Genomic DNA, 24,567 nt, shown 5'->3' with positions numbered 1-24,567 from the left:
ATATAACCCACTAAATTACGAACATAAGTTCGCATTTATTGAGGTTTTCTCCTTGTACTTCTTCGCATTTTCCCAAACTTTCTTCCCCCGTATTTCCTGTTCTTTTGATGTGAGTGGCATTCATTGCATATTCCATATGGGAAATCCGCTGGAAGAGGCTTGCCGCAGATCTTACATTTTTTTTGAATACTTTTTCCTACATCATTCAGTTCTTCATGGACTCCATCGCTAACTTGCTCACGCATTCTTTCCCAATAAATAGCTTCTGTCCTCATTCCAAGCTTATATAAAAATAACAAATGAAGGCCGATTGCCTTATATGTCAGCTCCATATCCTCCAGATTGCGTCGTTTTATCGGAGGTTCAGGAAGCTCCCTTCCAGTAGCAATTGCTTCCATAGTCTGAAGCCATTGTTCGGTAAGCTGCGGTTCCTTTGCCGAGAAAGGCAAATGGAGAAAGCCATAAAGCTCCATCATAGGAAACTTTGATTCAAGAAAGGTTCCTTCAATTAGCTCATAGCGGCTGCGCTCTTCGGCCAGTTCTGCCTTTTTCGTCCCAGGCGGGCTCTGGTATTTTTCCCAAAGCTCAAAGAAATCGCCAAGGTTACGGCTGTATCGTTGAAATCGCTCAAAGACTGCGTTTGTTGGTGCAATTGCGAAAACATTGACTGGCTTATCCTCAGCTTCCAGCAGCCTTTTCATCCTTTGTATATCTGACACGAATGCGACTTTGCCGGTATTATAGATCCCTTTTCTCCCTGCCCGCCCGGCAATCTGTTTAATTTCCTGTGAAGTAAGCCTGCGTCTGGATGTGCCATCAAATTTTTCATTTTCCAAAAATACAATCCTGCGAATCGGCAAGTTAAGGCCCATGCCAATTGCATCCGTAGCGACAATTACCGCAGTTTCCCCGTCGATGAATCTTTGCATTTGTTTCTTTCTAGTCTCTGGAGGCATACTGCCATATATCATACTAACCTTATGGCCATTACCTTGAAGGGCGGCAGCAGTTGAAAGGACTTGTTTTCTGGAAAAACAAACAAGCGCATCTCCCTTCCTTGTGTTCCTCAGGGAAAATTCTTTATCCTCAACTTGAAGCGGAATGTCCCTGGTATATTCAATCATCTCGTAGTCCGCATTCCCAAGCAGATGAAGCACCATTTCTTTAATATTCCTGCTGCCAATGATGTGGACCTCACGTGCATTCGCCTTTGTGATAGCCTTATACCAGGAAAATCCCCTGTCCCGGTCTGCTACCATTTGTGCCTCATCGATAACCACCACTTCATAAAAATCTTTTTCATGGAACATCTCAACCGTACAGGCAATATGATTGGCATTCGGTTCAAGTTTCTCTTCCTCACCTGTTTTGAGTGAACACGGTACCCCCTGTGAATTCAGCCTGTCATAAACCTCGAGAGCTAGCAGACGGAGCGGTGCCAAATATAGGCCGCTCGATGCCGCCATCATGCTTGTTAGCGCATGATGGGTCTTGCCGGTATTGGTTTCTCCAATATGAAGAACATAGTTTACATTTCGGACACTTGATATACGGTATTCAACACCAAATACCTCATCAAGCATCCTCTGTTCCTCTGCAGCCTGTCTCTCAGCCTTAGCTTCTTCTTCTGCCTGCCTTTTCTTGGCTTCCTCCAAGTTCTGTTCATAGATAGCCAGGTGTTTTTCCGGATCAAATGGAATGTCAGACAGGTTTATCAAATCGTCCATGTATTCATCCGCAATCCGTTCTAAGAAATCCCTAGAAAGATCCTCTGCCATTTCGGCAATGAGGAATGAAGCATAATTTCCATTTTGAGGTCTTTCATCTCCGCCAACAAAAAATCCGGCCAATTCGCCAGGGAGACTTTCCGAAATTAATTTAGCTGATTCCCTCAGCAAAAAACTGCCTATTAGCCTCTCGTACGGATAATAGTAGGTTTCGTATTCAAAATAATACCTGCCGCGGTCGTTTGTTTTATGAATATCACCAGTAAATTCATCAAAAAATTCATACACATGTAAATAATCATATACAGAGAACGGACCAATTTCGGTTAACTTTTCCTCAAGCCTAAAACTATCAATTCTTTTATATTTTTTCCCCTGAGCCATATCTTTCTTAAGCTCTTGCGATACCATATGTCTTGTTAGCAGGTAAAGCAGCATCTCATGGTCATGAAAAACTGCTTCAGCGTGTTCGACGATACTTCGTGTATTTTTTTCACGCTGCTGTTGCACTTTTTCAGCTTCTAGCCTTTCCTTATAATTCTTCCTGGCCCGGTCATACATTTTTTGCCACTTCTCTGGTGCTTTTCCAATTTCAGAGTCCACCCACCCATTGACATCAAAGGGTGAAAATTCACGTATTTCTGTTCTGAAAAGGCGATTAATTAGCTTCCTGTCCACTCCCTCGGTGTCAAACCCTTTTTCAGCGAGGAATTCCTTCTTGGCTTTTTTGGAAACGCTATTTGTCGCCTTGTTCAGCCAGACATTCACCCAGAGCTGTTCTAAATAATGCATACGATCTTCAGCATATTGATTAAAAGGCGGCAGAGCTTCCTTCGTTTCAAGGTATTTGCTTATATCTTCTTTAATTTTCTTTTTAGTTTGTTCGACTGCCAATTTATAAGCATCGACGATTTCCTGCATGAGGGTAACTCCTTTTTAAATTTTGCTTTTTACTTAGTTTACCCCAGTTAGGGAATAATGAGCGAATGAGCGTCATTTCGTTCAAACGATTTCGGGGAATCTTCTTTGTGGTAGCCTCCTCGTCGCTTTGCTTCTGTCCCGTCTCCCACCGGTTGGACCGATAAAATTTATCCTGGACCCATAAAATTCTAATTAGACCGATAAATTTTTTCCTAAACCGATAAATTTTTTACTGGACCGATAATTCTTTTAGACCCTTACTCCCTTTAGGACGCTGAATAACCTTCCTCGAAAAGACATCGTAGGAGAAATGCGGTTTTTGCATTTCGAACAAGTCTTCGTGCCTTCCGCTTCAATCAATAAATGCATGCGCTTCCGGAATCTAGTTAAACTCTTATAGACGCAGACAAGCTCAATAACAATCGTAAATCTTATAATTCCTATAACGACGAAAAAGGACTGGATTAAAATCCAGTCCCCGCCAACACACCTATTAGGATGCCTCGTGCACCTTCTCGTTTTTGTTCTTTTTCATCGTTCCAGCAGCTACAACAGCTACGACAACAAGCAGCTCAAATCCATATTTAATAACAGGATTTACAAAGAAGTCTGCAAGGAAAGGTTCGTCAACAATCATCTTTGAAGCTGTCCATGCAAGAATCGCAGCACCAATCGTAATAATGATTGGGAATCTGTCAACCCATTTTAGGATAAGCGTGCTTCCGTAAACGACAATCGGAACTGAAATAAGCAATCCGAGAATGACGAGCAGGTAATTTCCATGCGCCGCACCCGCGACTGCAAGGACGTTATCCAGACCCATCAATGCGTCCGCAATGATGATAGTTCGAATTGCCGCCCAGAAGCTTTCGCCAGCCTGAACGTCATGGCCTTTTTCTTCAACGAGCAGCTTGTAGGCGATCCAGATTAGAAGGACGCCGCCAATAACAAGAAGGCCCGGGATTTGCAGAAGCCATACCACGATTACAGTTGCTAGGGCTCGGATAGCAATTGCACCGACAGTACCCCAGATAATAACTTTCTTTTGCTGATGCTTAGGCAAATTCCTTGCCGCAAGCCCGATGACAATTGCATTGTCACCTGCAAGCACCAAGTCAATCATGATGATTGACAACAGTGCTGTCAAAAATTCCATTGATAAAATTTCCACTCAAGTTCCTCCTTTAGTGCCTTGCAGCCATTAAAAAAATCAATTGTACCGCATAATGAGAGATGAACATGGTATTAATGTTCCCTTAGGTTCCCCCGCTAAACCGGTACTTTTTTTGCCCAAAAGAAAAGGGCCCCGCCAGTGGCTCGGGCCCTTTTTTTCCACAAAAAAGACCCTTACCCTTTGACAGGTAAAGGTCTTGCTAACAACATTACTGTTGCCAACAAAGCCGGAGGCATATACCTCGAACTGACGACTTTGCTGTAAAAGCTACTCCCCTTTATGCTCATCCTAAGATAGAAAAATAGTATACTATCTTTCCGAAAAATTCAAGCAAAAAGATTTTGTCACATTTTATACATTGACAACGGCAGCTTTGTTGGTTTTACCATGGCGAATGGTAGCCTGGGCAGCTGCCAGCCTAGCCAAAGGCACTCGGAATGGAGAGCAGCTCACATAGTCCAGGCCCGTTCTATAACAGAAATCAATTGAATTCTTTTCGCCGCCATGTTCGCCGCAAATCCCGGTTTTAAGCGTTGGCTTTGCAGTACGGCCAAGCTTTACACCCATCTCAACAAGCTTGCCGACACCATCCTGGTCCAGCACAGCGAAAGGATTTTCCGGAAGCACTTTCTGCTCAATATATGCCTGGAGGAACTTACCTTCTGCATCATCACGGCTGTAACCAAATGTCGTTTGGGTAAGGTCATTCGTACCAAACGAGAAGAAGTCGGCTTCCTGAGCAATTTCATCGGCGGTAAGGGCAGCCCTTGGGATCTCAATCATTGTTCCGATGGTGTAATCAAAATCCCTGCCTGTTTCCTGCTGGATTTGTTCTGCCGCTTCGATGACAAGTTTCCGCATTTCTTTAAGCTCATTTATATGCCCCACTAGCGGGATCATGATTTCCGGCTTAACTTCAATGCCCTTTTCAGCAACCTGTGCTGCAGCATAAAAGATTGCTTTTGCCTGCATTGAGTAAATTTCAGGATGGATCATACCAAGACGGCAGCCCCTGTGGCCAAGCATTGGATTAAATTCATCGAGCTGGCGTACCTTTTTCAATAGAAGTTCCTTTTCCTTTAGTTCAGGCGCTTCTGGATTGAGGATTTGAAGTTTGGTTATCTCCACTAATAATTCTTCCTTATCAGGAAGGAATTCATGAAGTGGAGGGTCAAGCAGCCTAATTGTTACTGGGAGATCTTTCATCACTTCAAAAATCCCCTCAAAATCACTCTGCTGCATTGGAAGAAGCTTCTCAAGGGCAGAGATGCGATCCTCGTAATCATCGGCAAGAATCATTTCCCGAACAATCGGATGCCTTTCCGGATCCATAAACATATGCTCAGTCCGGCATAATCCAATTCCGCCCGCTCCAAATTCAAGTGCTTTTCTCGCATCTACAGGATTATCTGCATTTGCCCTGACTCCAATTTCCCTTTCCTGGTCAGCCCATGCAAGCAGCAGCTGAAACTCATCTGAGAGCTCTGGTTCGATCATCGGGATTTCCCCAAGCATAATTTCACCAGTTCCGCCGTCAATTGTAATGATATCCCTATGATTGACAACCGTATCGCCGACATAGAACTTCTTTTCCCTTAGGTCAATTTTCATAGCTTCGCACCCACATATACAAGCCTTGCCCATACCACGGGCAACAACGGCGGCATGGCTCGTCATGCCTCCACGGCTCGTTACTACAGCTTCGGCTGCAATGATGCCGTGGATATCGTCCGGAGTTGTTTCAGGCCGGACCAGGATCGGTTTCTTTCCTTCCTTCGCATAGCTTTCTGCCTCATCAGCATCAAAAACAACTATACCAGTCGCTGCCCCCGGAGAAGCAGGCAATCCCTTGGCCAGACGGATACGTTCGAATTTATCATCAATCCTTCTGTGCAAAAGCTGGTTCAATTGGTCAGGGTCTACACGAAGAATGGCTTCCTGCTTTGTAATAAGGCCTTCTTCAACCATCTCGACCGCAGTTCGGATGGCTGCCTGGGCTGTCCTTTTTCCAGTCCTCGTCTGAAGAATATACAGCTTGCCGCGTTCTACAGTGAATTCAATATCCTGCATATCCTGGTAATGCTTTTCAAGCTTTTCACATGTGTCGGCAAACTGCCTGTATACATCAGGCATTTCCTCTTTTAAGGTAGAGATTGGCAAAGGCGTACGAATTCCCGCCACCACATCTTCACCCTGGGCATTAATAAGATATTCGCCATAAAGGGTCGCTTCACCTGTGGAAGGGTTTCTGGTAAATGCCACCCCAGTTCCGGAGTCATCGCCCATATTGCCGAAAACCATACTTTGAATATTTACAGCTGTCCCCAAATGGTCAGGGATTTTATTCAGGCGCCTGTATACAATTGCCCTCTGGTTGTTCCATGAATTGAAAACAGCGTTGATTGAAAGGAATAGCTGCTCCCTTGGATCTTCAGGGAAAGGCTTCCTCGTATGTTTTTGGACAATTGCCTTATAGCCCTCGATGACTTCGAGCCAATCTTCCGCCTTCATCTCGGGATCTGAAGAATAGCCTTTGCTCTCCCTTACTTCCTCAAGAAATTGTTCAAAGAAAAACACATCTACTTCAAGGACTACATCGCTGAACATTTGAATGAATCTTCTATATGAATCATATACAAATCGTGGATTATTGGTAAGCCTCGCCATACCTTCAGCTGTTTCAGCATTCAGGCCCAGGTTAAGGATTGTATCCATCATGCCTGGCATGGAAAAGACCGACCCGGAACGGACCGAGACAAGCAGCGGATTAGCAGGGTCGCCAAGTTTTTTCCCCATTTTAGATTCAAGACTTTGGAGTGCTTCCAGTACCTGCGAGGTTACTTCTGCTGGAATAGCCTCACCCGCTTTGTAATAGGCATTACACGCTTCTGTGGAGATAGTAAAACCAAATGGTACCGGAAGGCTAATGTTGGTCATTTCAGCCAGGTTTGCACCCTTTCCGCCCAGCAGGTCCTTCATCTGGCTATTTCCTTCATCGAACTGAAAAACATACTTTGTCATCGTCTCGTGCTCCTCTCTTTTTTCAAGACATCAATAATCAGGCTTGCAGTTTCCTCTATCGCTTTATTGGAAACATTGATGATTGGGCAGCCTACCCGCTTCATGATCCGTTCAGCGTAATCAAGCTCCTCCAGAATTCTCTCAAAGCTTGCATAATTGGCCGAGGAAGTCAGCCCAAGTGCCTTCAGGCGTTCTTTCCTTATCGAATTCAGCTTGTCGGGGGTAATGATTAACCCAACACACTTCCCCTTTGGCAAGCTGTAAATTTCATCTGGCGGTGGTACTTCCGGGACTAGCGGTACATTTGCGACTTTGTATCTATGATGAGCCAGATACATCGATAACGGTGTTTTGGATGTTCTTGAAACACCAATTAATACAATATCAGCCTTTGATATTCCCCTTGAGTCACGGCCATCATCGTATTTAACAGCGAATTCGATTGCTTCCACCTTGCGGAAGTAATCATCATCAAGCTTTCTCATTAGCCTTGGCTGATGCTGGGGCTCCTTGTTAAACTTTTTAGTAAAAGCCTCCATGAGTGGGTTCAACAAATCAATTGCCATGATACCTTCTTCTGCGGCTCTCTTGTCGAGATAATCTTTCATGTTCTCGATGACAAGTGTGTAGGCTATGATTGAATTCCCCTTTTTGGCAAGCATGATGACGTCCTCCAGGTCCTCGAAGTCTTCAACATAAGAATGTCTTCGAATGTCGACGTATCCGCCATTGAATTGGGTTGCTACCGCCTTTACAACGAACTCAGCTGTTTCACCTACCGAGTCGGAAATGACATATACCGCTTCCTTTTCTGCCAAATTTGCGCTCACTCCTTGCGTTTTTATTGCCCGGACAGTTCCAGGAATGCTTTTGTTATGGTGGTTTTTGTAATCCTTCCAATTACCGTATATGTAGCTATATCAACATCAGATACTTTTACAACAGGAAGGGAGTCAATTTGATAGGTAATCATTTTTCTTGCGGCTTCAATTAAGGTTTCGTCCGGTTGTATGGTGACAACATTGGGCATCCTCGTCATGATAATGCTTACAGGCAATTCTTCCGGGCTCCGATTTCCAATTGAAGCTCTCAGCAAGTCCTTTCTGGAAATGACACCCGTTAAATGATTATCTTCATCCACAACGTATAAAGTCCCCACATCCTCCAGGAACAGCTGGACGATTGCGTCATAGACCGAGGCCGATTTTTGAATCACAATTGGATGTGCCTTATAATCCGATACCTTTTGGGAAATTTGTTTTCGAATTACCCCACTGTCTGGTGTTTCACTGTTAAGAAAATAGCCAACCCTCGGGCGTGCTTCCAGGTTTCCTGCCATTGTAAGAATAGCAAGGTCCGGCCTTAGAGCTGCACGGGACAATGAAAGCTTGTCAGCAATTTGCTTGCCAGTGATAGGCCCTGAATTCTTAACAATTTCGATGATATCCTTCTGCCGTTTGGACAGTTTAATAAAAACTCCCTCCTTTGGCGCTGAAATAAATGTGTTTTTTTTAAAACAAAGTTAAATGTGTTACAACAATTCTTGATTAGTATATTACATTAAACGAAAAAAGGGAATAATAAAACACACTTATTTGTGTCTAATTAGTAAAAAAGTAGACTTATAGGTTTTTTCACATGATTAATTTACTGTTTTTGGGGATTTCCGGAGAAGAAATGTAGGGTATTGAGGCAATTCTTTAGTGTATGCTTTGTTAAATAACTACTACTTCTAACACAGCCAATATAAAAACAAGGCCTACTCTGTAAAGGCCTTGTTTTGCAGAAAACATATATGCTGAAATTAAATATCCAATGTGAGTTGCTCTGAATCATTTACCATTTTATTCGGTTTTACCACACCTGCAGCTTTTTCGATTTCGAAAATCAAAGATTTCATTTTCCTGGAAGCCTTATTGCAATCTACGATTGGCACATTATAACCAATAGTATAAAAGCCGGGATACTGCCACGGTTCATGAATGTAACGTGTAGGCAGGTTTCCAAGCTGAGGAACATACCTCGCGATAAACTGGCCCTCTGGGTCAATTTTTTTCCCTTCCCTTACAGGATCGAGGATTTTTGCCTTTACCTTTCCTGGCAAGGCAAGACAATCCTGAAATAGAGAATCGTATATGGCAGGCTCATAATCCAGCATAAGTCCTGCCAGCTTCTCTTTAACTATTTGTGGCTCAAGCAGCAGCGTATTGCATAGGAACGATACCAATAGCCTCCTCAAACCTTCAGGGAGCCATCCGGATTTCATCAGGCAAAGCATAGAAGCGTCAATAATCGGGATTCCCGCCTTGCCGTCAAAGATTTTATTCAAAGTGGCTTGGTCCAACTTCCTTCTCTCTTTTAAAAGTGTATCCTCGAATTGAACTACAGATGTTTCCTTTTCAACCAGAAGGAACCGCTTGTACAGCTTGTCCAAGAAGAATTGATATTCTTTAACCTCCGATTCTGTAGCTGCGGGCAATGCCTCAAGTGTTCTTAGAACTACTGTTTTCAAAGAAACATTACCCCAGGATAAGTATGCGGATAAACCACTTGAGTAGAGAGATGCTTTTAAGGGATTACTTTTGCCTTCACTATACTTTCTTATTCTTTCATCAATAAACGAATTTAGTGTCTCAAATGCATTCGTTTCTCCTCCCGATTGTCCAAATCGGAGAGGTTCCCCTTTGATGGGAAAAGACCGAAACCTGGCAGTGCTTTCTAGCAGCCAATCTGGAATTTCCTGAGGCAAGTATAATTTTTCCGGCGGGGCATGCTCAGTTAGCGTACCGATAATAGATATCCACCCTTTTTTAGAGGTCGCTTTGTAGAGTTCACCCGGGACTGAAATCGGAATTTTGATGTCGATTTGTTTTTCCTTAAACCATTCAAAGAGGTGATGCAGCTTTGAGTCGTTATACAGCCACACGGTGTAAGATCCATAAGTATCCAAGAGGAGCTGGAAAACCTCTTCTGCTTCACCTATTGCAACGAACATTCGCCCGCCGATTTCTTCCAGCTTCAGTGAAAGGTCATCAAGGCTCTCTATGAGAAAAGAACAGTGCCTTGCAGACAGGGGTCCGCTACCCCAGACAGACGGCTCAATAATATAAAGGGGGAGTGTTTCTCCTCTTTTTGACGCCATGGCAAACAAAAGATTGTCCGTGAGCCGTAAATCCTTTCTAAGCCAGACTATATTCATCATTCTCCCCTCCCTAAAGGTTTTTTACCTTCATGCCTACTGAGTATCAATCAATTTTTCTAAGATCTATAAACACAGCCTACTAATCCGCTAAGTTAACTCTAATATAATCGGACAATGGTCGCTTCCCATTATATAGCAATCGATTTTCGCATCCTTCAGCCTATGCTCAAAATCTTTGGAGACTAGGAAGTAGTCAATACGCCACCCAATATTTCTTTCTCTGACCTTGCTCATATACGACCACCAGGTGTAAGCTCCTTCTTCTTCAGGATAAAAATAACGGAAGCTGTCAATAAAGCCCGCCTCAAGCAGGCTGGACATCTTCCCACGTTCTTCAGGCGTAAAGCCGGAATTCCCGATATTTGTTTTTGGATTCCTAAGGTCAATTTCGGAATGGGCAACATTTAAATCTCCGCACTTGACTACAGGTTTTATAGCATTAAGTGCAAGGAGATGGGCTTTTATGCGATCCTCCCATTCGAGGCGGAACGGCAGCCTGGCCAGGTCACGCTGGGAGTTCGGGGTGTACACGTTAACGAGAAAGAAATCTTCAAATTCTAAAGTGATGATTCGTCCTTCAGGCTCACTCTCATCATCACCAAGTCCATAACGGACATTTAAAGGCTTTTGTTTTGTAAAAACGGCAGTCCCGGAATAGCCTTTCTTCTCGGCATAGTTCCAGTATTGATGATATCCCTCAAGCTCCAGCGCAATTTGGCCCTCCTGGCATTTTGTTTCCTGGAGGCAAAAAATATCAGCATCCACCTCCCTGAAATATTCCAGAAATCCTTTATTAACACAAGCTCTAATACCATTTACATTCCATGAAACCAATTTCAACTTTGACTCCCCCTTTTAGAAAAGCGCAAACGACTTTGTAACATTTCTGCTATGACAAAAAGGGGCCTGCCGATATAGCGGCAAGCCCGGTCATTGTATAGTACCTTATGCTTCGAAAACTTCTACTTTTTCCATAACATCGCCATTCTTCATGGCTTTTACTGTTTCAAGACCGGAAGTCACTTGTCCGAAAACTGTATGTACTCCGTCAAGATGCGGCTGTGGTTCATGGACGATAAAGAATTGGCTGCCGCCTGTATCCCGGCCTGCGTGAGCCATAGAGAACGATCCTGCAACGTGGCGGTGTGGATTTCCTTCGGTTTCACATTTAATCGTATAACCTGGTCCCCCAGTACCATTTCCATTAGGGTCGCCACCTTGGCTAACGAAACCAGGGATCACCCGGTGAAAAGTCAAGCCATTATAAAAACCTTTATTTGCAAGTGTTTCAAAGTTTTCGACTGTCCCAGGTGCTTCATTCGGGAAAAGATCAAACTCAATCTTTTCACCGTTTTGCATAGTAATTACGCCTTTTTTTGACATTTTTACAACTCCTTATTATTCGGATACACCATACTATATCATTTCTTTTAAAAAGAATGAAATGATACGAACCTAAAATTTGTTAATCCACTTTGAAAAAATGCATAGAGATGCTACAATGAAATTGCCCATTCCGAACATCGCTTGTTGCGGGACACTTAACCAGTTCGGACGGAAGGGGCTGGCGCTCACTAGCTGGGCGCCATTTTTATTTTTTATATTGCTCTCTCAAAGCAGGCAATTCTTTATAAATCTCAACGATCTCACTCATTTTCATCCTGACCAGGCCGCTTGATGACGGAGCTACAAAATCAATTGTTCCTGGGACAACACTTTCTTCTTGCACTCCCCATGGCAGACTCTTCTTCCTGCTGAATTCCTGATAAACGCCCTTCCCTACATAACACACAATCCGAGGATGATTAACCCGGATTTTTTCCCTCAGAATTTCCCTGCCTTCTATATATTCCTCCCTGGTAATTTCATCAGCTGCCTTAGTCGGCCTAGCGACAATATTTGTTATGCCGAGTCCTAATTCAGGCAAAAGAACATCTTCTTTGGGACTGTATTTTCTTGGGGTAATTCCAGCTTCAAAGAGGATTTTCCAAAACCGGTTATTCGGACTTGCAAAATGATGCCCCGTTTCTCCAGAAAGAAGGCTCGGATTAAAGCCAACGAATAAGATGTCGAGATTTTTTCTAATATGATCCTGTACCAACTTCCCACCACACTTTTAAAATTCATTCACAAACTGTATGTATAATTTTACCCTATCTGTAGATCAGTAAGCATCCTCCGAGATCAGATCGGGCATTTAGACACTGAGGTTTTAGCTTTTATACTAGTCATACCTGGCAGGATTAATCAACAGTAGAAAAATCTTTACGATAGAAGATCTATTAAATAAAAGTTGCATTGGCGACATTTCATCCATTTTCTATACTCTAAATGTTACCAATAAGAAGTATTGGTAATGTTTTAGTGTTTCTCACAAGGCAAAATGTAACCAATAAGCCTTATTGGCAACGTTTCAGTCTTTTTCAACAGCTGAAATGTAATCAACAAGCGGTACTGTTGGTGTTTCAGTGTTTCGGCAAAGGGAATTTTACCAATTAGACACAACTTTTAGGGTTTTTTACCTTTCATGAGACCACAACTGGGTAAAGTAAGAAGCCAAATCAGCCTCCGGGTCCGGGTCAAAAGATTGACTAGGCTTTAACCGGGCTTCCTGAATTAGTATAGCAAATACTATTGATTGGTTTACATAAGCTTTTTTGAATTCAGGCAAAAAGCCGCAATAAATGCGGCCTTGATGCTTAATGCTTCCGGTTTTTCTGTTGGCTGGAAGTATTGCCTTCAAATAGCTCCGATGAAAATTCGGCCATTGCGATATTGCCCCTTGAAGCTGGAAGGTACCGTTGGGCCGTATGCTGGATTTTAGGGAGTACGTTACGGAAACGAGTCCTTCTTAATCCCATGGCGGCAGTACTCATTCCCAGGCCAATAAGGGAAGCCCAGAACACCTTTTTGTTCTGTCTTCCGCTTGCAATGTTGCTTAAGAGCGAACCGATCATACGGAAATTCATTCGCTACACTTCCTTCCGGCGATTTGGAATCAGAAAAGATTCCTTTTTTATTATCCTGCCGTAGGAATCAAATCATACTGCTTCATAATTGCCATTTAAGGTTCTATTTTTAATTAATGGGGCCAAAACACGAGGAATAATTTGTTCTATCGCTGTCTGCTTTTTTGCTTATTCATTACCTCAAAGGACTTTTCAATAATATCAGTCAAAACATCACCTTTATAAATTCGGCCAAGTTTAAGGTTTTCTTGATAATATTCAACGATTTCGTCAAGCTTGTCCGAAGTTTCCTTTGTAATTCTTACATTGAGTTGAATCCGCTCTCCCGCCATATGTTTTTCTCCTTTATCACTTTGCTAGCACTTGATAGCAATTAGTTATCTTCATTCTATCATCTCCCTTAGTATAAACTTCCTTGATTTTAAGAACAAGAAAAAAACAAAGACGGTACAATGTACCGCCAAACGTTTCCCCTATTTGCTAACAAGTTTTAGTTCACCTTCGTTGGCTGGTTCCAGGATTCTTCTAAGTATGTCTTCAACATGTGTTTGGAAGGCTTTTTGTGTACGCTGCCTTGGCCGGGGAAGATCAATTAATCTGTTCATGACAATTTTTCCTGACTCGATTAGAATAACTCTGTCAGAAATAGCTACAGCTTCCTCCACATCATGTGTTACGAGAATTGAAGTGAAATTCTTTTCCTTCCACAGCCCCTCAATTAAATCCTGCATTTCCAGCCTGGTTAGCGCATCTAAAGCTCCCAATGGCTCATCCAGGAGAAGAATATCGGGTTCATGAACAAGCGCCCTCGCAAGAGCAACCCGCTGCTTTTGTCCTCCTGATAATCTCGATGGCCAGTCGCTTTGTCTTTCCTCAAGTCCGACATTTCGCAATGCATCAATAGCTTTCATTTTCCAATTGCCAGATAACCCTATTCCTATATTATCGAGCACATTTTTCCAAGGAAGCAGCCTTCCATCCTGGAACATGATTCTTGCTTGATGATTCAGACCCTCCAGCCTCTTTCCTTTGATAATAATAGATCCTTTATCTGCATTTTCAAGTCCAGCGACAAGCCTGAGTAAGGTACTTTTTCCACAGCCGCTTTTTCCTACTATTGAAATAAACTCACCCTGTTGCGCATCAAGGCTTATTCCATCCAGGACAATCCTATTTCCATACGATTTCTGGACAGCCTGTATGCTGACATAAGGTATTTTTCCATATATCACTTCCTAACACCCCTTTAACGGTAAGCCTAAGCATTCCACTTTAGCCATTTTTCCTCAAGTGTTCGTGCTATTACATCAGACAATTTCCCAAACAGGGCATAGATTACAATACTTAAAACAATTACATCCATTTGATAAAACTCCCTGGCATTCATAGCCATATATCCAATCCCCGAATGGGCGGAAATAGTTTCAGCGACGATAAGGGTCAGCCACATAACGCCCAGTGAAAACCTGATTCCTACGAGGATGGAGGAGAGGGCGCCTGGAAAGATAATGGCTGAAAATAAGGATATCCCCTTAAGCCCGTAAGCCTTTCCCATTTCAATCAGACCTTTATCGACTGATTTTATTCCATGATAAGTATTGATGTACACTGGGAAAAGGACACCAAGTGAAACTAAAAATATTTTTGAGGATTCATCTATCCCAAACCATAAAATTACGAGCGGTATCATCGCAAGGTGAGGGATCGTCCTTAGCATTTGTATGGATGTATCAAACAGAAGTTCGGACATCCTAAAAATACCGTTGAAAAGTCCTAGGAAAAAACCAATGGTTCCTCCGATTAAAAAACCTATCACTGCCCTGCCAAGGCTTACAGAAATGTGATTTGTCAGTTCTCCAGATTCAAAAAGCTCTATACCCGCTTTAAAAACAGAAGTAGGGGCAGGGAGTATCCGTGATGGAATCAAGCCTTTCGATGATAATACCTGCCAGACAATTAGCAGGAGCAACGGGAATACCCAGGGGACGGTTTGATTAATAAATCGTTTAGACACATTCCTCATAGGAATGCCCCCTTTCTTTACTTTTGCAACGCCTCGGTTACATCAATTTCTTTAGGGATGATTTTAAGATCGTAAAATGTGTCGGCTATTGCCTGCTGCTCACCCACAATAAGATCCGTCATTTTGTCTACCCCGTAAACCCTTCTTTTAACAGCCATATCAAGTGATGGTTTATCGATTTTCAAAATGGGCGCGAGCATATCAACCAGCTCCTGATGATGAGTGTTTGCCCATTCAGATGATTTCTCAATTTCATCAACAATCTCGGCTACAATATCCTTGTGTTTCGCAAATTCTGTGCTAGCAAGAAGGAAGTCTCTATCTGTTGTCAGTCCTTCACCATCTGTTAATGTTCTTGCTTTTGAATTCACTTCCGCAGATGAAGTGAATGGATCCCAAACAACCCAGGCATCAATATTTCCTTTTTCAAAAGCAACCCTTCCGTCTCCCGGTGCAAGAAATGCCGGAGTTATATCAGAATATTCCAGACCGGCTTTTTCCAGCGCTTTTATTAATAAGTAGTGGGAACTGGAGCCTTTAGCGAATCCGACCGTTTTTCCTTTTAAATCCGCGATGGTTTTAATTGGTGAGTTTTCTTGGACGAGGATTTTGCTTCCCTTGAATTTCGGCTTCCCCGCTGCAATATAAACAAAAGGGGCATCGGCAGCCTGTGCAAATATAGGAGGGGAATCACCCGTCCGGCCAAAATCAATGCTGCCTGCATTTAGAGCCTCTACCAAAGCGGGGCCCGCCTGGAATTCCTTCCATTCAACTGTAATTCCTTTTTTAGAGAGTCGTTTTTCTAAAGTACCTAGGGATTTAAGGATAACAAGTGGGCCGTTTTTCTGGTAGCCAATTTTAACTGTAGTAAGTTCTCGCTTGGAGCTTTCTTTCTTCTCTTCTGAGGAGCAGCCAGATAACAAAGTAAAAACAGCAAATAGGGAAATCACCATAATATACCATGGTTTTGCAACGTTTAGTTTCATATGGGCTATCCGTCCTTTTCTGTAGGTTTTAGGCAATTGTCGACCTGTTTTAACCTATGAAAAAATGACAGATAGGTTCCTGTCCCTAATTAAATTGCCTATTCCAAATTTAAAGTTTCTTTTCCAAAAGCGTGTTAGTTGATAATCATGTTTTTATACTGTGTTTATTGGAGTTGAAGGTGAAGACTCGTTCAAAGATCCTCTTTAAATAAGCTTCCTCTGTGTCTCGGCGAGGATTATTCCTGGGATTTTTCCCTTGGTGTAGTAGAAATGACAGACTTGTTGAAAAGAAACCTCAAAAAAAATAGCCTGCAATCGCAGGCCTTCTTACATTTTGTTTTCTGTTGGCTTCCATTTCCTAATGGCTTGTCTCTTTATTAAAAGGAACAGTAAAATTAAAAACAATTCTAGGGCAAGCCCCAGTGTTGGCCAGGTAAAAAAGGAGAAATTCAAATGCTCAACATTGTTACTAAAAAGGAGAATGGTTAAAATGCCCATTATCAAGGATAGAGGAACCAAAAATATATTTGTGCTCTTGCCGATTATTACTCTTAGACATCTATTAACCAAATAAAGTGACAAGGCTACTTTTGCCAGAATTGTCGGCATCCACAAAGTCACCAAAAATAAATCAAGCCTATCGAGAAAATCAGTAATATTGATTTGTTGAATAAGTGTAATAGTCGGGTACGTGGAAATTGACACGAGCTTGACCCCTAGTACCGCCACTTCAGTAAATAGCAGGATAACCATTAGGGCAATACCTAATGCTACCCCTGAAATAAGGCCTTTCCTTGCCTCTTTTACCGGATGGATAAACAGGAAAACAAACAGTATGAACACGAATTCAGCTGTCCAGCCGAATTGAATATATATTGATTTAGCCATTGGCGGCAGCATTTCCATTGCCAGGATGGGCTGTAGATTCCCTAGCTCAATTTCATTTAATAGCATAAACGGGATACTCAGGACTACTGCAACCAAAAAAACAAAACTAACCGAAGAAACGCGTACAATAACTTCAAAACCAGATGCGACAATATAAATCAACGTCAGGATAGTCAGAAAAGTCAAGATTTCAAGTGGAGTGGTTGGCAGCAGCTTTGTTGCCATATAATCGATCAGTGCTCGTAAGTCCTTAATAAATACGAACACGATAAATATCAGGAACACAACGGCAAATAATTTTTCCGGCCATTTTGTTTTCCTTTCTGAAACGGTGGCAAAGACTTTGCAATATTTTTCCCAATTCGCCTTTTTGCCGATGATGACCCATATGAGCATAACTTGGACCGGAAAAATGATAAACGGGACAATCCACGTATTTTGCCCTCCTATATCAACTGCCATTTGATACATATTGATTAAGGTTGAAGTAAAGACAAAATTAGCGGTGATTAATGAAAGCTGAAGAACAGATATAGATAATTTCATTTATTCACCACCATCCTTGTAAAATCACCCACTGTTCCATTAAGTAACACGGAGAATCTATCAAATGAGATGTCCATGAATATGAACACCGAAAGACCTCCTGCTAGCACAGCTGCAAGTATAGCCCACTTTTTAAGCTTCTTATCTACCGTATTTGTCCTGGCAACCACAATACAATACACGATTAGGACAATTCCTAATAAAGCTAACCCTTTACCCATACAGTCATTCCTTTACTTGAAGGCCTGAATTGCTCATTCTCTGAATATCGCCGTTGACCTGAACGGTAAAGTCCAGTTCTGGAAGCTTTTCATACCAATTTTCTTTCCATTCAGAATCCCATCTAGAATGGTGTGATTTATAAAGATACCATCCCAGCCCTGCAACATCCGCTTTCTCCTTATGTGCACGATTAAGAATTGCCTCGACCTGCCCTTTTATTTCTTTTTCCAGCATTTTTTTTATATGTCGGTACGTTTTAGCATCATCCAATTCAATATTTGAATCATTGTCCATTAATATACTTTCAGTGTCTATTCGGATGGTAAAGCTTGGCTTTCCATTCTTTAAAGCATAGATTGGCCTGAATCTGCTTTCAATTATTTGAAGGCTCATATGTCGGCCAGGCTGGACAGGGAAGGTGATTGCTTTTCTATCCATCCTTTCAAAGAGCCAAAGGACTCCTAAAGATTCCTTCCTATTCGTTATAAATTTCATCCTATCCTTCGAAAAAACTGCAAAATCCTGCATGATAATTTCTTTGCCCTTTTTGGCCGCACCCTTTTCATCGGCAGTACTAATAACTGGTACAACGGCAACCTTGCCAGGGCGTTCGATATCAAGAATTGCATCTTTTATTGTCATTCCGAGACTGCTTTTTGCCATTTCACGGATTGCCTCTCCAGGCAGTTTTTCCATTTTAGGCTGGGTTGATAACATGTCCGATGCTCTGCCTTTTGCTATCACTAAAAAGGTTGAAAGCCTTGATTGCGGCTGGAGAAGGATTGTTTCAATTGGCTGGCGAATCCCTTCACGGGCCATGTCTTCACCAATGACGATTACTCTGCGATGGGCGAGGTAAAGCTCTCTCGACATCCTGATTTGCATATCATCATAGCTTTCTTTAATGCTTCTTCCCTTACCCATAATTACATAGTAAGGTCCACCTGAAGTTCCGCCGCCGCCGCCGCTAGACCCTGCTCCCCCCAATGCGCTTGGCAGGGGAATCTGCGCAGAAACACTGTAATTATCCTTTTCTCCCTTATCTACACCTGTAGCAATAACAAACGCCATATCATTGATTTCAGTACGGTCCCAGCAGCCAGTAAGAAGTGCTGTACTTATGATTAAATTAAGGAGTTTCAACCTGCTCATGAAGTTCCTCCTTCCTCACCCAAATTGCCTGGCCCCGGTTTCAAGTTTGAGGATTCCCGAACGCGATTTTCCTTAACCAATTGTTTTGGCCTTAGATCGTTTGCCCACCACGGTGCCCTTAGAAAAACATCCTTTAATTCTCTGAAGGACAATGGCGCTAACGGAGAAAAGTATGGTACACCAAACGACCTCAGTTTACAGAGGTGAGTAAAAATAATCATTGAACCGAGAACGATACCAAACAAACCAAACATGGCAGCAAGAATCATTAAGGGAAAACGCAGCAACCGAATAGATATTGCTAAGTTAAAACGTGGAATCGTAAAAGATGCAATCCCTGTTATAGAAACAATGATGACCATAGGGGCAGAGACAATCCCTGCTTCAACTGCAGACTGGCCGATGACGAGTGCCCCAAGGATACTAACTGCCTGTCCAACTATTTTTGGGAGCCGAATCCCTGCCTCTCGCAATGCCTCAAAAGAAAGCTCCATGATCATAGCCTCAATAAAAGCCGGAAATGGGATAGCCTCCCTGCTGGCAGCAAAACTAAATAACAAATTAGTAGGTATCATTTCCTGATGGAAAGTTGTAACCGCAATATATAAAGCTGGTAATTCAAGAGCAATTACAATAAAAATAACCCTGATGAGCCGAAGAAAAACGGAAATATGGAAGCGATTGTAATAATCCTCGCTTGCCTGCAGAAATTGCCAGAACACTACTGGCAGAATTAAAACAAACGGTGTCCCATCAACAATAATTGCAACTCTGCCTTCCAATAGGTTTGCCGCAACCGTGTCCGGTCTTTCAGTATTTTGAATTTGTGGAAATGGGCTCCATGGATTATCTTCAATAAACTCTTCTATATAGCCGCTTTCGAGAATCCCGTCAATTTTGATCCGATCAAGCCTTGATTCCACTTCTTTAACAAGCTCGGGATCAGCCAGTCCTTCAATATACAACACAGCAACCCCTGTGGCAGTTTCTTCTCCAATTTCCTTCGAAATGATTTTAAGCCGATTAGAACGGATTTTATGCCTGACAAGCGACGTGTTCACCCTTAAGCTTTCTGTAAAACCTTCACGCGGCCCACGGACAGCTGTTTCACTTTCAGGCTCGGCAACACTTCTCCTGGCCCCACCCTTCGAATCAAATGACAGTGCTTTTTCCAATCCTTCAATAATTAGGATTGTATTTCCGGCGAGTACTTTCTTTACAGAGTCATCCAATGAATCCGTTTCTTTTACAGAGTTAATCGAAACAATTTCGTTCATTATAAATTTCGCTGTCAGGTTATTTAGATCGCTGCTATCCAAAAGCTGTTTAATGGCATGAAGCTGTATGCTTGGAGAATCAATGAGGCCATCCACAAAGATTAAACACGATTGCCTATCCCCTGTTCGAAATTCCCTAAACACTATGTCAGAACAATCTTTAAAGAGACGCTTTAGGGTGTCTATATTTTCTTGATACTCCTTGCTAATTGGCTTTGCCGTTTCCTCATTCAATATTTCCTTTTTACTTATCGGCTTGTTTCTTCTAAGTTTCATTTCTTAACCCCACGTATGCAAGATAGTCATTTTATCGTTCCTAATGTATCCTTAATATGTTTTTTTATCCAAGGACGGGTGCTTGTCTCAAAGGATTGTGCATATAGTGTAGAGACAATAAAGATGGAGGGCGTTATGTTTACAGTAATTGAGAAAACAGTTCTTGCAATGGCGTTGCTGCGACTCGTATCCGGGGGGATTGAAATATTCGCCGCCCTTCTTATGATTAAATTCAATGCAATCGAGAAGGCACTTTTGATTAATAGTTCCCTTGCCTTAATAGGTCCAATTATTCTTTTGTCTACAACTACCATTGGATTAATAGGTATAGTAGAAAAGGTATCACTAATAAAAATGTTTTGGGTATTTGCTGGAGTTGGCTGTATTTTATACGGAGTTAAAGGATAACTTTCTAAAGGAGGCAGTAATGCCTTCTTTTTATTGATTATAAAGAAAACTTTAGGCTTCGCGACTAGTTGCGGGGATGAGTCCAGCTCAACAGGAATGCCGGGAGCATAAACATCCCATGCGGTACATCAGCTTTTAAAAATCCCAAAATATGGTTTGTAAGTTATTAGTCACTAAAACGAAGACTAATCACATGTTTTATGAATGGAGTGAATGATATGGGTATAATGAACGGCAATCCTCAGGATGAACCGATCCATGCTGGGGAGGTATTTCATCTCTGGTCTCACCTTCTCGGGACAAAGGCATATTTAGTTGCCCTGCAGGTGTTCTCGAATCATTCAGGAGACCATGATTTGAAGGTTTTGATTGAGGACTTAATGGAGAATTGCGTAAAACAAGAGGAACAACAAGTTGAAGCTGTATTAAAAGAAAATGGCATTAGGCTTCCGCCCGCACCCCCTGACCGCCCGAATGTTTCCACTGAGGATATTCCCGCGGGCGCCCGATTCAATGACCCTGAAATCGCGGCTTTACTTGCTCGAGATATAAGTGGCAGCAATGTGCTCGCAAGTTATATTATGGGTATTGCAATCCGGGAAGATATTCGCTCCATGTTTGGGGATTTCCTGACACAAAAGGCTGAGTACGCCGATAAGCTAGCAACAATTATGAAACAAAAAGGCTGGCTTATCCTGCCTCCATTAAACCTAAAATAAAGATTTAATACATGTTTAAAGGAAGTGATTCCCGGTGGCAAAAAAGAATAACGGCATGACGGTTGCTGCCATTGGCTCAATCCCATTAATAATGACACTGGGAAATTCGATGCTAATCCCGATATTGCCACAAATGAAGACAGAGCTGGGACTTTCCCAGCTGCAGGCAAGCTTAACCATCACCGTCTTTTCTATAGCAGCCGCTATTTTTATTCCGATTCTGGGATATTTATCAGACAGGTTTTCAAGGAAGATCATTATCTTGCCAGCGCTGCTCCTATACGGCGCAGGCGGGCTCTTAGCAGGCTTCGCCTCATCAGCTATAAACGATCCCTACTGGTTGATTCTAACCGGCAGGGTATTACAGGGAATTGGAGCGGCAGGCACTGCACCAATTGCGATGGCATTGACCGGAGATCTTTTTAAGGGTGGAGAGCAAAGCAGGGTACTGGGGATTGTTGAAGCTTCAAATGGTCTCGGAAAGGTCCTGTCTCCTATTTTGGGTTCACTCTTCGGCCTAATCACATGGTTTGCAGTATTTTTCGCTTTCCCAGCAATTTGTTCCATTTCCATTTTGCTTACGTTATTTTTTATAAAAGAAAAGAGCCACAAGCAGGCACCACCTCCCTTTGGAAAATACATGAGAGGGCTAGTCAGTGTATTCAAGTTTGAGGGCCGCTGGCTTCTTACCACCTATTTGGCTGGAGCTACATGCCTATTTACACTATTCGGTATCCTGTTTTATTTATCGGATGTTCTCGAACAACAATACAAAATTGATGGGGTAATTAAAGGGCTAATTCTTGCTATCCCATTATTAGTTATGGGGATAACATCTTACATTACCGGCAGCAAGATAGGGAAAAACACCGCAGCTATGAAAAAGCTTATTGTGTTAGGGTTAACGTTCATGACTATTTCTTATGCTCTACTAGTTTTCTTTGAACGGTTAATTCCTTTCCTAATAGTTCTGGTTTTAAGCAGCGTTGGAACCGGTCTGGTACTGCCATGCTTAAATAGTTTAATCACTGGATCCGTAGGAAAAGAACGGCGGGGCTTTGTCACTTCCTTGTATGGGTCGGTCCGCTTTATCGGGGTTGCAGTCGGCCCGCCTATTTTTACCAGGCTAATTGAATGGTCGAGAACAGGTATGTTTCTGACGATAGCTTCCTTAACACTAGTAGTAGCGCTTTTATGTTTACTGCTAATCCATGTTAAGTCCAATAATAAAGACAAAAACGATAAAAGCAGGGATTCGTTCCGCTACAATTATGTATAGGCCCATTTTACTTTTTTCGAAAAGCCAGGGAGTATGCGCTATAAAGCCTTATTTTAAAGACAACATCGACAATCCTGGCGGAAATCCACTGGCTGATTAAAGCCTGAATGATGATCTCCCACGCAATAATTGACGCAGTCAGGATAAAAATACAGCCATTGATCCAAAACAATGGCTTTCCTGGCAAAATCCCTTTTACATTTGAAATAATTAGGGCCAGGACACCGACTCCGCCATTCGATACACCCTGCCTTAATAGTAGGCCGACTCCTGCTCCTAGGAAAAGTGATCCGATAACTAAATCAATCCAGACATTCCGAAATGGGATGTCTATTGTTTTTTGGCTAACATAAATGGATGCAGATGTAATCGTAATGGCAAACATTGTCCAAAGAGTACTCTCGTTTCCAAGGTATTTAATCGCAAGAACCAGCATGGAAAAGTTTACTGCCCATAGTGCCAAGCCCATGTCGAGATGAAGGAAATAATGCAGCAAAACGGCTAGTCCCCCTGCCCCCCCTGATGGAATGCTATGTGGAAACAAGAAAAGGCCCATACCCATTCCCTGGATAACGCCTCCCGCTATAACCAATCCACCCTTCCTAGCAAATCTGCGCATCGTCATTTTGCTTCTCCCCGAATCTATAAGATGTTCCATTTTATTCAATAAAGCTAAAAAGTAGTACAGGCTGGTGTTAAGAGTCTGGATGATGAAGAAAAAATTTATCTCTTCATGGAATTTCGAAAAAGCCTTCTTCTAAGCATTTACAGATTTAAAAAAACTGCTGGCAAGAATTACAATTTGCCAAAATCTGCACGCAGCCATTTCTCAATTACTAAATGGTTGCCAGGCTGGAATCGAAAATACTGACCATATATTCCTGGCAGCTGAGAGGAATTTTTCTAACTCTGTTTAGACATATTCAAAAAAAGGAACAGACTTTATAAGTTCCATGGCCCGATATTTATTGGCGCTTCAGGGCATTTTAAAATATATGAAAGTGTATTTTTTCGATTACTGTTTAGCTCCACAAAGAGTGCCTCGGCGGCATAAGCATCGTACGAAGAAAAAGCGGTAGCACAAGGAAAGCTTCTGAGAATAATCATGCAGAGACAAAAGGAAATCATCCGTGAATTTACATCGCAGAGACAGGAGGCTTTTTTCCTGTCGCGAGGCGCATTTTGCCTGAAGCGAGGCGCTTGCGCTTTTCTTGAAAGGTGCGGAGGTGAACTAGTTGAAAAGTGCAGTATTCCTGGACAGAGATGGTGTTTTAAACGAAGTCCTGACAAAACGAGTGAAATTTGTTAATACCCCAAAGCAATTATTCTTGCTCGAGGGTGCCGCGGCGGCTGTAGCTGAACTTACAAAAGCAGGCTATCCAGTCTTTATCGTAACTAATCAAGGAGGAATAGGCCTAGGGTTTATGACTGAGCAAAAATTGCAAAAGGTGCACAATCATTTAATTAAATTGATTAAAGAAAAGGGCGGAACTATTTCAGATATCGCTTATTGTCCTCATAAACCACACGAGGGTTGTATTTGCCGAAAACCAAACCCTGGGATGCTGGAAGATTTGGCGAAAAAACATAATATCGATCTGCAAGCTTCTGTTATGGTGGGAGATCACGAGCGGGACATCGAAGCCGGGAAGGCTGCTGGCTGTAAAACTGTATTCATTGGAGACGGTGATACTTCCGCGGACAACAGTGCACCCACACTCCTTTCCGCAGTCAAACCAATATTGGAGCTCATAGGAAAAGAGTAATTAAAGGAGGA

Annotated in this window: 23 protein-coding genes; 4 read left to right on the top strand and 19 right to left on the bottom strand. The window is 42.4% G+C overall.

All coding sequences use genetic code 11. The annotated features are described in order from the left end of the window. Positions 1 to 35 precede the first annotated feature (35 nt). The 18 genes from AM500_RS11245 to AM500_RS11160 form a co-directional block, all read right to left on the bottom strand. Positions 36 to 2,648, bottom strand: coding sequence for a helicase-related protein (locus AM500_RS11245; protein WP_053599284.1), 2,613 nt, complete (start codon positions 2,646 to 2,648; stop codon positions 36 to 38). 493 nt (positions 2,649 to 3,141) lie between these two features. Further along, positions 3,142 to 3,819 (bottom strand): TerC family protein, encoded by a 678-nt coding sequence (locus AM500_RS11240; RefSeq protein WP_053599283.1) that lies wholly within the window; start codon positions 3,817 to 3,819, stop codon positions 3,142 to 3,144. A gap of 354 nt (positions 3,820 to 4,173) precedes the next feature. After that, complete coding sequence (gene ppdK, locus AM500_RS11235; RefSeq protein WP_053599282.1) at positions 4,174 to 6,843, bottom strand: pyruvate, phosphate dikinase; 2,670 nt, start codon at positions 6,841 to 6,843, stop codon at positions 4,174 to 4,176. Then, a complete protein-coding gene (locus tag AM500_RS11230) occupies positions 6,840 to 7,661 on the bottom strand; it encodes a pyruvate, water dikinase regulatory protein (RefSeq protein ID WP_043933781.1) in 822 nt (273 codons plus the stop codon). Before AM500_RS11230 ends, ppdK begins: the two co-directional genes overlap by 4 nt. Positions 7,662 to 7,684: 23 nt before the next feature. Further along, complete coding sequence (locus tag AM500_RS11225; RefSeq protein WP_053599281.1) at positions 7,685 to 8,308, bottom strand: transcriptional regulator CcpN; 624 nt, start codon at positions 8,306 to 8,308, stop codon at positions 7,685 to 7,687. A 339-nt stretch (positions 8,309 to 8,647) separates the two neighbouring features. Next, positions 8,648 to 10,045 carry an FAD-binding domain-containing protein gene (locus tag AM500_RS11220; RefSeq protein WP_082347203.1) on the bottom strand — a complete coding sequence of 466 codons (1,398 nt, stop codon included), beginning with the start codon at positions 10,043 to 10,045 and terminating at the stop codon, positions 8,648 to 8,650. 87 nt (positions 10,046 to 10,132) lie between these two features. After that, positions 10,133 to 10,885, bottom strand: coding sequence for an exodeoxyribonuclease III (locus AM500_RS11215; RefSeq protein ID WP_053599279.1), 753 nt, complete (start codon positions 10,883 to 10,885; stop codon positions 10,133 to 10,135). Between the two features lie 105 nt (positions 10,886 to 10,990). Beyond that, on the bottom strand, positions 10,991 to 11,428 hold the full coding sequence (locus AM500_RS11210) for a peptidylprolyl isomerase (protein ID WP_053599278.1): 438 nt from the start codon (positions 11,426 to 11,428) through the stop codon (positions 10,991 to 10,993). A 208-nt stretch (positions 11,429 to 11,636) separates the two neighbouring features. After that, the gene (locus AM500_RS11205) at positions 11,637 to 12,146 is read right to left on the bottom strand and encodes a mismatch-specific DNA-glycosylase (protein WP_053599277.1); all 510 of its coding nucleotides are present in this window, start codon (positions 12,144 to 12,146) and stop codon (positions 11,637 to 11,639) included. A gap of 598 nt (positions 12,147 to 12,744) precedes the next feature. Continuing rightward, positions 12,745 to 13,014: a hypothetical protein gene (locus tag AM500_RS11200; RefSeq protein WP_053599276.1), complete on the bottom strand. Its 270-nt coding sequence runs from the start codon at positions 13,012 to 13,014 to the stop codon at positions 12,745 to 12,747. Positions 13,015 to 13,160: 146 nt separating this feature from the next. Then, the gene (locus AM500_RS11195) at positions 13,161 to 13,346 is read right to left on the bottom strand and encodes a hypothetical protein (RefSeq protein WP_043933774.1); all 186 of its coding nucleotides are present in this window, start codon (positions 13,344 to 13,346) and stop codon (positions 13,161 to 13,163) included. A gap of 141 nt (positions 13,347 to 13,487) precedes the next feature. After that, the gene (locus AM500_RS11190; RefSeq protein ID WP_053601703.1) at positions 13,488 to 14,243 is read right to left on the bottom strand and encodes an ATP-binding cassette domain-containing protein; all 756 of its coding nucleotides are present in this window, start codon (positions 14,241 to 14,243) and stop codon (positions 13,488 to 13,490) included. A 29-nt stretch (positions 14,244 to 14,272) separates the two neighbouring features. Then, the gene (ssuC, locus tag AM500_RS11185; RefSeq protein ID WP_053599275.1) at positions 14,273 to 15,037 is read right to left on the bottom strand and encodes an aliphatic sulfonate ABC transporter permease SsuC; all 765 of its coding nucleotides are present in this window, start codon (positions 15,035 to 15,037) and stop codon (positions 14,273 to 14,275) included. 17 nt (positions 15,038 to 15,054) lie between these two features. Beyond that, a complete protein-coding gene (locus AM500_RS11180; RefSeq protein ID WP_053599274.1) occupies positions 15,055 to 16,023 on the bottom strand; it encodes a sulfonate ABC transporter substrate-binding protein in 969 nt (322 codons plus the stop codon). A 327-nt stretch (positions 16,024 to 16,350) separates the two neighbouring features. Further along, the gene (locus AM500_RS11175; protein WP_053599273.1) at positions 16,351 to 17,457 is read right to left on the bottom strand and encodes a GerAB/ArcD/ProY family transporter; all 1,107 of its coding nucleotides are present in this window, start codon (positions 17,455 to 17,457) and stop codon (positions 16,351 to 16,353) included. Further along, on the bottom strand, positions 17,454 to 17,678 hold the full coding sequence (locus AM500_RS11170) for a hypothetical protein (protein WP_053599272.1): 225 nt from the start codon (positions 17,676 to 17,678) through the stop codon (positions 17,454 to 17,456). Before AM500_RS11170 ends, AM500_RS11175 begins: the two co-directional genes overlap by 4 nt. 4 nt (positions 17,679 to 17,682) lie before the next feature. Further along, positions 17,683 to 18,831: a Ger(x)C family spore germination protein gene (locus AM500_RS11165; RefSeq protein ID WP_053599271.1), complete on the bottom strand. Its 1,149-nt coding sequence runs from the start codon at positions 18,829 to 18,831 to the stop codon at positions 17,683 to 17,685. Beyond that, the gene (locus AM500_RS11160; RefSeq protein ID WP_082347201.1) at positions 18,828 to 20,384 is read right to left on the bottom strand and encodes a spore germination protein; all 1,557 of its coding nucleotides are present in this window, start codon (positions 20,382 to 20,384) and stop codon (positions 18,828 to 18,830) included. Before AM500_RS11160 ends, AM500_RS11165 begins: the two co-directional genes overlap by 4 nt. A 135-nt stretch (positions 20,385 to 20,519) precedes the next feature. Between AM500_RS11160 and AM500_RS11155 the strand changes: the two genes are divergently transcribed. From AM500_RS11155 to AM500_RS11145, 3 genes are all read left to right on the top strand, one after another. Further along, positions 20,520 to 20,792 (top strand): YqhV family protein, encoded by a 273-nt coding sequence (locus AM500_RS11155; protein ID WP_053599270.1) that lies wholly within the window; start codon positions 20,520 to 20,522, stop codon positions 20,790 to 20,792. Between the two features lie 218 nt (positions 20,793 to 21,010). After that, positions 21,011 to 21,511 (top strand): DUF3231 family protein, encoded by a 501-nt coding sequence (locus AM500_RS11150; protein WP_053599269.1) that lies wholly within the window; start codon positions 21,011 to 21,013, stop codon positions 21,509 to 21,511. Between the two features lie 55 nt (positions 21,512 to 21,566). Continuing rightward, the gene (locus AM500_RS11145) at positions 21,567 to 22,790 is read left to right on the top strand and encodes an MFS transporter (protein WP_156319921.1); all 1,224 of its coding nucleotides are present in this window, start codon (positions 21,567 to 21,569) and stop codon (positions 22,788 to 22,790) included. 7 nt (positions 22,791 to 22,797) lie between these two features. Here AM500_RS11145 and AM500_RS11140 read toward each other — a convergent pair whose 3' ends face one another. After that, positions 22,798 to 23,415 (bottom strand): YitT family protein, encoded by a 618-nt coding sequence (locus AM500_RS11140; protein WP_331457447.1) that lies wholly within the window; start codon positions 23,413 to 23,415, stop codon positions 22,798 to 22,800. Positions 23,416 to 24,025: 610 nt separating this feature from the next. On the opposite strand from AM500_RS11140, the gene AM500_RS11135 reads away from it, so the two are divergent. Next, positions 24,026 to 24,556 carry a D-glycero-alpha-D-manno-heptose-1,7-bisphosphate 7-phosphatase gene (locus AM500_RS11135; protein ID WP_053599267.1) on the top strand — a complete coding sequence of 177 codons (531 nt, stop codon included), beginning with the start codon at positions 24,026 to 24,028 and terminating at the stop codon, positions 24,554 to 24,556. The last annotated feature ends 11 nt before the right edge of the window (positions 24,557 to 24,567 follow it).

Source organism: Bacillus sp. FJAT-18017 (assembly GCF_001278805.1).
Classification (GTDB): domain Bacteria; phylum Bacillota; class Bacilli; order Bacillales; family Cytobacillaceae; genus Bacillus_D.
The sequence above is the reverse complement of the archived record's forward strand: the minus strand, read 5'-3'. Positions and strand labels throughout refer to the sequence as shown.

Coding starts and splice junctions, on each gene's coding strand:
- AM500_RS11245 (WP_053599284.1), bottom strand. CDS start 2,648: ATGCAGGAAATCGTCGATGCTTATAAATTGGCAGTCGAACAAACTAAA.
- ppdK (WP_053599282.1), bottom strand. CDS start 6,843: ATGACAAAGTATGTTTTTCAGTTCGATGAAGGAAATAGCCAGATGAAG.
- AM500_RS11220 (WP_082347203.1), bottom strand. CDS start 10,045: ATGATGAATATAGTCTGGCTTAGAAAGGATTTACGGCTCACGGACAAT.
- AM500_RS11210 (WP_053599278.1), bottom strand. CDS start 11,428: ATGTCAAAAAAAGGCGTAATTACTATGCAAAACGGTGAAAAGATTGAG.
- AM500_RS11200 (WP_053599276.1), bottom strand. CDS start 13,014: ATGAATTTCCGTATGATCGGTTCGCTCTTAAGCAACATTGCAAGCGGA.
- AM500_RS11195 (WP_043933774.1), bottom strand. CDS start 13,346: ATGGCGGGAGAGCGGATTCAACTCAATGTAAGAATTACAAAGGAAACT.
- ssuC (WP_053599275.1), bottom strand. CDS start 15,037: ATGAGGAATGTGTCTAAACGATTTATTAATCAAACCGTCCCCTGGGTA.
- AM500_RS11180 (WP_053599274.1), bottom strand. CDS start 16,023: ATGAAACTAAACGTTGCAAAACCATGGTATATTATGGTGATTTCCCTA.
- AM500_RS11175 (WP_053599273.1), bottom strand. CDS start 17,457: ATGAAATTATCTATATCTGTTCTTCAGCTTTCATTAATCACCGCTAAT.
- AM500_RS11170 (WP_053599272.1), bottom strand. CDS start 17,678: ATGGGTAAAGGGTTAGCTTTATTAGGAATTGTCCTAATCGTGTATTGT.
- AM500_RS11165 (WP_053599271.1), bottom strand. CDS start 18,831: ATGAGCAGGTTGAAACTCCTTAATTTAATCATAAGTACAGCACTTCTT.
- AM500_RS11160 (WP_082347201.1), bottom strand. CDS start 20,384: ATGAAACTTAGAAGAAACAAGCCGATAAGTAAAAAGGAAATATTGAAT.
- AM500_RS11155 (WP_053599270.1), top strand. CDS start 20,520: ATGTTTACAGTAATTGAGAAAACAGTTCTTGCAATGGCGTTGCTGCGA.
- AM500_RS11150 (WP_053599269.1), top strand. CDS start 21,011: ATGGGTATAATGAACGGCAATCCTCAGGATGAACCGATCCATGCTGGG.
- AM500_RS11145 (WP_156319921.1), top strand. CDS start 21,567: ATGACGGTTGCTGCCATTGGCTCAATCCCATTAATAATGACACTGGGA.
- AM500_RS11140 (WP_331457447.1), bottom strand. CDS start 23,415: ATGACGATGCGCAGATTTGCTAGGAAGGGTGGATTGGTTATAGCGGGA.